This window comes from Coleofasciculus sp. B1-GNL1-01 (assembly GCF_040220235.1).
Classification (GTDB): Bacteria; Cyanobacteriota; Cyanobacteriia; order Cyanobacteriales; family Coleofasciculaceae; genus Coleofasciculus.
The window spans coordinates 58,935-65,742 of record NZ_JAVJTO010000034.1; the positions used below are offsets into that span (position 1 = coordinate 58,935).

General features: G+C 46.3%; 7 protein-coding genes. 4 read left to right on the plus strand and 3 right to left on the minus strand.

Annotated features, from left to right (window positions below; genetic code table 11):
- Positions 1 to 26: 26 nt before the first annotated feature.
- A complete protein-coding gene (locus RID53_RS08180; protein ID WP_446387635.1) occupies positions 27 to 1,196 on the minus strand; it encodes an NAD(P)/FAD-dependent oxidoreductase in 1,170 nt (389 codons plus the stop codon).
- Positions 1,197 to 1,347: 151 nt separating this feature from the next.
- Here RID53_RS08180 and RID53_RS08185 point away from each other — a divergent pair, with 151 nt between their 5' ends.
- The 3 genes from RID53_RS08185 (at position 1,348) to RID53_RS08195 (ending at position 3,792) form a co-directional block, all read left to right on the plus strand.
- The gene (locus tag RID53_RS08185; protein WP_446387636.1) at positions 1,348 to 2,529 is read left to right on the plus strand and encodes a M20 family metallopeptidase; all 1,182 of its coding nucleotides are present in this window, start codon (positions 1,348 to 1,350) and stop codon (positions 2,527 to 2,529) included.
- A 144-nt stretch (positions 2,530 to 2,673) separates the two neighbouring features.
- Complete coding sequence (locus RID53_RS08190) at positions 2,674 to 3,312, plus strand: TenA family transcriptional regulator (RefSeq protein WP_446387637.1); 639 nt, start codon at positions 2,674 to 2,676, stop codon at positions 3,310 to 3,312.
- A 60-nt stretch (positions 3,313 to 3,372) separates the two neighbouring features.
- Positions 3,373 to 3,792: a peptidylprolyl isomerase gene (locus RID53_RS08195; protein WP_446387638.1), complete on the plus strand. Its 420-nt coding sequence runs from the start codon at positions 3,373 to 3,375 to the stop codon at positions 3,790 to 3,792.
- Positions 3,793 to 3,806: 14 nt separating this feature from the next.
- Here the strand turns inward: RID53_RS08195 and RID53_RS08200 are convergent, their stop codons facing one another.
- Both RID53_RS08200 and RID53_RS08205 read right to left on the minus strand, forming a co-directional pair.
- Positions 3,807 to 4,817, minus strand: coding sequence for an alpha/beta hydrolase family protein (locus tag RID53_RS08200; protein WP_446387639.1), 1,011 nt, complete (start codon positions 4,815 to 4,817; stop codon positions 3,807 to 3,809).
- A 241-nt stretch (positions 4,818 to 5,058) separates the two neighbouring features.
- Complete coding sequence (locus RID53_RS08205; protein ID WP_446387640.1) at positions 5,059 to 5,445, minus strand: BON domain-containing protein; 387 nt, start codon at positions 5,443 to 5,445, stop codon at positions 5,059 to 5,061.
- A 172-nt stretch (positions 5,446 to 5,617) separates the two neighbouring features.
- Here RID53_RS08205 and glsA point away from each other — a divergent pair, with 172 nt between their 5' ends.
- A complete protein-coding gene (gene glsA / locus RID53_RS08210; RefSeq protein WP_446387641.1) occupies positions 5,618 to 6,598 on the plus strand; it encodes a glutaminase A in 981 nt (326 codons plus the stop codon).
- Positions 6,599 to 6,808 lie beyond the last annotated feature (210 nt).

A 6,808-nucleotide genomic window follows, 5' to 3' on the forward strand; every position in this document is an offset into this window, starting at 1 on the left:
CGTCTCTACATCGCCTCCCCCGTTCCCTACAAATTCTGCGAAATTTGAGCGATAATCTGATCCTCCTTCCCCATAACCCATTGGGCAAAGCGTTGGGCTAACGGTGGCACATATACCAGAGGATTCGTAAATCCAGAAAAAATATAAACACCCTCTACGCCCTCAATTGCTCCCACTACAGGTAAATTATTACCACCAAACGCCACTAAACAGTGATGCCAAGTTCCCGGTAGTTTAGCTAAAGCAGGTAGGACATTCCCCACCTGAGTACGAATCCCAGACTCACTCGCGGCTGAGTTTATGGCGGCAAAGGGTTCTGTGAGAACACGGCTAATTTGACCCATCCGTAAACTGCCATCTAGAAACTGAATCGCCCCAGCGTCTAAAATCGGCGGCACAGGTTCATAACCCCGTTGATCCCAAAAGGGTTCTACCTCCGCACGGCTAGCTTGCGCTTCAAGTGGAAAGCGTTGTGTATAGGCGGGCATGACTAATGTTCGCAGTTTCAGGTCAACTGGTGGCGTTTCAATCATTTCCGCGTGGGTGAAGTAGACGCGCACCTGAATCCCGGCGGCGTTGAGTAAGGCGCGGCTGAGTCCCCCAGCACAAACTACTGTATTGGCAGCATGATAGGTTTGATTATCTGAGGTTTTCACTCCCTGAACCCTATCCCCTTGGCGCAGGAGTTCCACCACTTGAGTAATCTGCTGTTCACCCCCAGCACGACAAAAGGCTTGGCGATAGCCTTGGGTGAGGTGTTCCGGATGAATATGACCATGACGAACGGTAAGAACGCCCGCGATCGCATTAGGATTGAGTAGGGGTTCTAACTCACAAGCGTCCTCGACTGAGAGTAATTTGGGTGGCATGGCACAATGAGCATAAGCCGTTGCCATTTTTTCTGGGTCTTGGTTGGCGGAAATAGTCAGGACTAAATCCAATTCCCGAAACTGGGTATCATGGTCTAATTCGGCTGATAACTGCCTGTGGCGTTCAATTCCCTCAGCGCACAACACCTTCGTCAGGTCTGACTTCCCTGACCAATAGGCTAAACCGCCATAACTGTACCGAGTCGCGCCTGGAATGGCTGTGTCTGAATCGACCAACAGAACCCTTAACCCTACCTGGGCAAGTTCATAGGCGAGTGCCGCCCCAGTAATACCCCCACCAACAACAATCCAATCGTAGGTCTTCATGGTTTTTTGTACATTCTCCACATCTCCCATTGTTATCGGGATTAACCCCTTAGTTAAGGTCATGTCTAACGACCGATAGCTGCATTATTTTTCAGATGTTTAGATGATGGAATAGAACAGCTTGTATAGTAAGACCTCTTGAATTGAGTTTATGCTTAGCCGAATCAAAGACCTCGCCCAAGACCTCGCACCGCGTCTGATTGAAATTCGCCGCCACATCCATGCTCATCCGGAATTGAGCGGTCAGGAATACCAAACGGCGGCGTATGTGGCGGGGGTGCTGTCCTCCTGTGGCATCGTTGTCCAAGAAGGAATTGCTAAAACCGGGGTGATTGGGGAATTAGTCGGGGGGACGGATGAACGCTTGGTGGCGATTCGCACGGATATGGATGCCTTACCGATTACTGAAGCCGCCCCTCTGGAATTTGCTTCCCGGAAGATGGGGATAATGCACGCCTGTGGTCATGATGTTCACACCACTGTTGGTTTAGGCACGGCGATGGTGTTGTCCGGATTGGGGGAACAATTACCGGGAAATGTGCGCTTCTTGTTTCAACCCGCTGAAGAAATTGCCCAAGGTGCCAACTGGATGGTGCAGGATGGGGCGATGAATGATGTTAGTGCCATTTTTGGGGTTCATGTGTTCCCCTCGATTCCAGGCGGTTCTATTGGTGTGCGTTACGGCGCACTGACGGCGGCGGCGGATGACTTGGAAATCTTTATTACCGGGGAATCCGGTCATGGTGCCCGTCCCCATGAAGCCGTGGATGCGATTTGGATTGCGGCTCAGGTGATTACTACCTTACAGCAAGCGATTAGCCGCACTCAGAATCCGTTACGTCCGATGGTCTTGACAATTGGACAGATTAATGGTGGACGCGCCCCGAATGTGATCGCCGATCAAGTTCATTTAGCCGGAACCGTGCGATCGCTCCACCCCGAAACTCACGCGAATCTGCCAGAATGGATTGAGTCAATTGTGGCAAATGTCTGCCAGATGTATGGCGCTCGCTATGAGGTGAGTTATCGCCGGGGTGTGCCTTCGGTGCAAAATGACTTAGTTCTGACGCAAATCTTAGAAGGATGTGCCAAGGAAGCCTGGGGCAATGATCGAGTGCAAATTTTACCCGAATCCTCTATGGGAGCAGAAGATTTTTCCATGTATTTAGAACATGCTCCGGGTACGATGTTCCGCCTTGGCGTCGGGTTTAAGGATAAGCCTAATTATCCTTTACACCATCCCCAATTTGAAGTGAATGAATCGGCGATTATTACAGGTGTAGTAACGCTGGCTTATTCGGTCTATCAATATTGGCAACAGTCTGTTTTGTAGGCAAGAGAGGGGTGAGTTTGGGAAATTTTAGGGGCGGGTTTAGGGTCTTTATTTTTGCTATTGATCGTAATCTTTGTACAAAACCCGCCCTGACCAACTTTTGAGTTGTATCCTATTATGAATATCTAAAATCTCAACGAGGTTATGAGTTTAACGTGTCAACAGCTTCTGCAAAAGCACAATCATGTATGGCATAAAGCAACCATACATCCATTTCTAGAACAGTGTAAATTAGGCACAATTAAACCTGAACAATTCAACACCTGGCTGGTGCAAGATTATTTATTTGTGCTAGAATTTACCCGCTTGATTGGACGAGTCTTAGCCGCCGCCCCTGTCGCCCATTTTGATACTCTCCTAAGTGGAGCAAGTGCAATCAAAGATGAACTGGCTTGGTTTCGAGAAAAAGCGATGGAGCGATCGCTAAATCTAAATACTCAAAAACAACCCGCCTGTAACCAATACTGTCACTTCATGCAAACGCTTTGGGAGATGCCTTATCCCGTCCAAGCCACAGCGTTTTGGGCGATTGAATTGGCATATAATCAAGGCTGGCAATTGCCAGGTCAGATGCGTCAGCCTTACAATGAATTTGCACAACGCTGGGGAAATCCAGGATTTACTGAGTATGTCGCTTTGTTGGAAAACCAAGCGAATCAGGTATTACCAGAGGCGTCAGAATCCATTCAACAGCAAGCCGAGTCTGCCTTTTTGCAAGTTGCTCAATTAGAAGCAGAGTTTTGGCAAATGGCATTTAATGCTGAAACGGATCGTGCCGGATAATGTGACTAATTCCCCAGTTTCACTCAACCCTAACAACATATCACACCCAAGGAAAAAACTATGACTCGCGCCATTATGGAAACGGAAAAAGGAACAATTCATCTAAACTTATTCGAGGAAGATGCTCCGAATACAGTGAAAAATTTTGTTGATCTCAGTGAAAAAGGCTTCTATGATGGATTGACATTTCATCGCGTTATTCCCGATTTTATGATTCAAGGCGGTTGTCCTCTGGGAACGGGTACGGGAGGTCCTGGCTATACGATTAACTGTGAAATTAACCCCAATAAGCATTTAGCTGGGTCATTATCGATGGCACATGCGGGACGTAATACTGGCGGAAGTCAATTTTTTATTTGCCACTCGCCTCAACCCCATTTAGATGGCGTCCATACTGTTTTTGGTAAAACCGAAGATATGGATGTGGTTAATGCGATTCAGAAAGGGGATAAGATTCTTTCGGTGAAGATTGAAGAGTAATTTTGTCGGCTCATTCAATTAGAGGGCAACGCCGATTCAGAAAGGGGATTGATGGGGTGAATCACGATAACATTTTCATCCTGATCATCCCCACTGTTGTACAGATAGTCAAAAGCAGTGGTATCGTTAAGTAGATGCGATCGCAAAAACAAGGCACTCCAACGAGCGATAGTTTCTGTAGCTACATCTTGGTCTAATAAAGGTCTAACAGGATCGCGAACGGGGTTATCTTCATTGGTAATCCCATAATGGTTAGCCCCTTTGACAATGACTAAAGCCTTGGGTGAATCTTGAATTTGGTTGTAAGTAGCTGTGACTTCAACTAAATCGGCAATTGTGTCTTGACTTCCGGCAATTAAAGCGGTGGGAATCATTTGATTATTAATCGGCGGAAATGAACCTGTTTCGGGGGGATCTTTAAAGTTTGTACCATAGAAAATACCAGCCATTACTTCAGGAGGCTGGGTAAAGTTACCAGCGCATACTCTAGGAACGCAGATGTCTTGAATAACAGCTAATCCGACAAACCCGCCAAACGAATGTCCGAGTAATCCGAGTTTATTGGTATTAACAATTCCCGCAATCGGTGAATCCGGATTAGTGTTTTCTTCTTTTATATAAGAAAGAACATCATTGACTTGCTGCTGTTCAGCAATAAACCCTGTGACGGGTTCTCCTGTTCTGGGATTGGTTACAGTTCGTTCATGATTAGGGACAATCACGACAAATCCGTAACTGGCAACGGTACTGGCGAAATTGGCGTAATCGGCTTTATCCACTAATGCTCCTTGCAGCATTAAGGCGATGGGAAATTGATTGGTGTTGGTGTTAGAATTTGAGGGAATTGGGAAATAAATATCAGCGGGATCACCATTGGTTGTAATTGTTGTTTGATAAGTATTAACGGTATCGAATAAAGGTTCGGCGCTATAGGTTGCAGAGGTTGGTTCTCCTGGTGCTAAAGCAATGAATAATGCCCCGATTATGGTTACAGATGATTGTTTTTTTGTGGATAAGCAACTCATTGTCTGCGAGATTTTCGGATTATTTTAAGACTGTCGGAAAAATTGAGTCCATTGTCAAGTGTTTCGGATAGGTTGCACTCATGGAGTGGCGTGGCACATCTAAAATGGTGGAATAGATTTTACGGTTAAATTGGGCGCACGTCAGTGCGCCCCTACGGTGAAATGCTTAAATAATTGAAAAAGACATTAGATTTTAACCTAATGCCTTTTTGGTCGATTATAGCCTAATATAGCGAACAGGTTAACCTACTGTCACTTGAGTCGTGTCAACCGCTTTGGCACCATTGACACCTCTAGCAACCTTCACCATCTTGTCTAAAATAGCCTGATTCGGAACCTTACCTTTCAACACCACAGTGGTACTCGTTTGGGCGACATAAAGCGTATTGATGTCATCTAAATCCGGATCTTCATCAAATGCTAACGCCACCCGCTTGGCTAAACCGCTTTGGTCATATTCTCCATGTAAACCAAGACGTTCTGGAGGAGTGGTGGAGAGTTTCGTCGTGGCTGGGGCTTCATCTGTTTTTGGACGACTGGCGGCGGATGAAGGCTGCTGCTGTGTTGGAGGGTTTACTTTTGCCTCTTTTGGCTTGTCCATGCCAAATAGTCGTTGTAACCAACCCATATTCTGTTAAACTCCGATTATACTTTCATGATTGATCTATTCATTATCGGTTAACGTTAGGAGTTTGAACATCTATCAATAAGAATAGTTAAGGGTGATCAGTGGATGATTCGCTTTTATTGCTCAGGGTTTAAATCTGCACTTTAATCAATCTATTTGAATCGGGGGTAGCATGGCTGAAAAAATTGAGACGTCGCACCCTATCAGTGACAGGGATAACCCGAATCATCATCAATCTTCTCTGGGACTATCCGCATTGACTTCAGATCAACTCAATACTTTAATCGCTCAGGCAAAAGTAAAATGTCAAGGAGGACAACTACCAACCTATATCCCCTTACTAGCGCAGGCAAATCCAGGCTGGGTAGCGATACAGGTACAGAGGATTAAAGGTGAGGGAGTGGCGGCGGGTGATATTCGTTGTTCTTTTCCGTTGATGAGTGTGATTAAGCCGTTTGTCTTGCTATTCTTGCTAGAACAATTGGGGACAGAGGCGGTATTTTCTCAGGTGGGGATGGAACCGTCTGATCAGCCATTTAATTCCTTAGCGCAACTGCAAGCGGATCGGGGAAAGCCGCGTAACCCAATGATTAATAGTGGCGCGATCGCACTCGCTGGGCGTTTACCGGGTAAGGATGGGGCGTCTCGTTGCGAAAGCCTGCGCCAGTGGCTGAATCAGCGATCGCAGTCTCAGTTGGTTTTAGATGAGGCGATGTTACAGTCGGTGCGTTCTCTTCCCAATGAACGGAATCAGGCGATCGCGCATTTATTAGCAACTGCTGGTTATCTAGATTGTCCAGAAATTGCCCTGGATACCTACAATCATGTCTGTTGTCTATCGGGAACTGTGACGGATTTAGCTAATTTGGGAATGTTGCTGGCGCAGGATAGTAGCATGATATCACCCCAACACCGCCGCACGGTTAACGACATTCTGATCACCTGTGGATTGTATCAAGCTTCTAGTCGCTTCGCGACGGAGGTGGGATTACCAACCAAGTCAGGGGTGAGTGGGGCGATCGTTTCTATCGTACCGTCTCAGGGCGCGATCGCTTGTTATTCTCCGGCGTTAGATGAGAGGGGGAATTCTCAAGCGGGGTTATTTATTGTGCAGCAATTGGCGCAGGATTTACAGTTGGATATGGTCAGTTGAATAGTTTATCGTCAACATCAGCCAGCCTAGTAGGGTGGGCATTGCCCACCTTACTCTAATTTGTTAGATCCTAGACTCCGCACTTCAACTTGAAGTACAAAAAACTACATGGCTGATACAGGCAAAAAGTCCGAAAAATTAAACCTTTGAATATCTTCTAAAGAAACAGTAATTGTTTTTGGGACTCTTGAGAGTTTTTTTGAGCAGCCT

What these genes read in the sequence shown, in the direction of transcription:
- RID53_RS08180 (WP_446387635.1), bottom strand. Translation starts at nt 1,196, where the DNA reads ATGAAGACCTACGATTGGATTGTTGTTGGTGGGGGTATTACTGGGGCG.
- RID53_RS08185 (WP_446387636.1), top strand. Translation starts at nt 1,348, where the DNA reads ATGCTTAGCCGAATCAAAGACCTCGCCCAAGACCTCGCACCGCGTCTG.
- RID53_RS08190 (WP_446387637.1), top strand. Translation starts at nt 2,674, where the DNA reads ATGAGTTTAACGTGTCAACAGCTTCTGCAAAAGCACAATCATGTATGG.
- RID53_RS08195 (WP_446387638.1), top strand. Translation starts at nt 3,373, where the DNA reads ATGACTCGCGCCATTATGGAAACGGAAAAAGGAACAATTCATCTAAAC.
- RID53_RS08200 (WP_446387639.1), bottom strand. Translation starts at nt 4,817, where the DNA reads ATGAGTTGCTTATCCACAAAAAAACAATCATCTGTAACCATAATCGGG.
- RID53_RS08205 (WP_446387640.1), bottom strand. Translation starts at nt 5,445, where the DNA reads ATGGGTTGGTTACAACGACTATTTGGCATGGACAAGCCAAAAGAGGCA.
- glsA (WP_446387641.1), top strand. Translation starts at nt 5,618, where the DNA reads ATGGCTGAAAAAATTGAGACGTCGCACCCTATCAGTGACAGGGATAAC.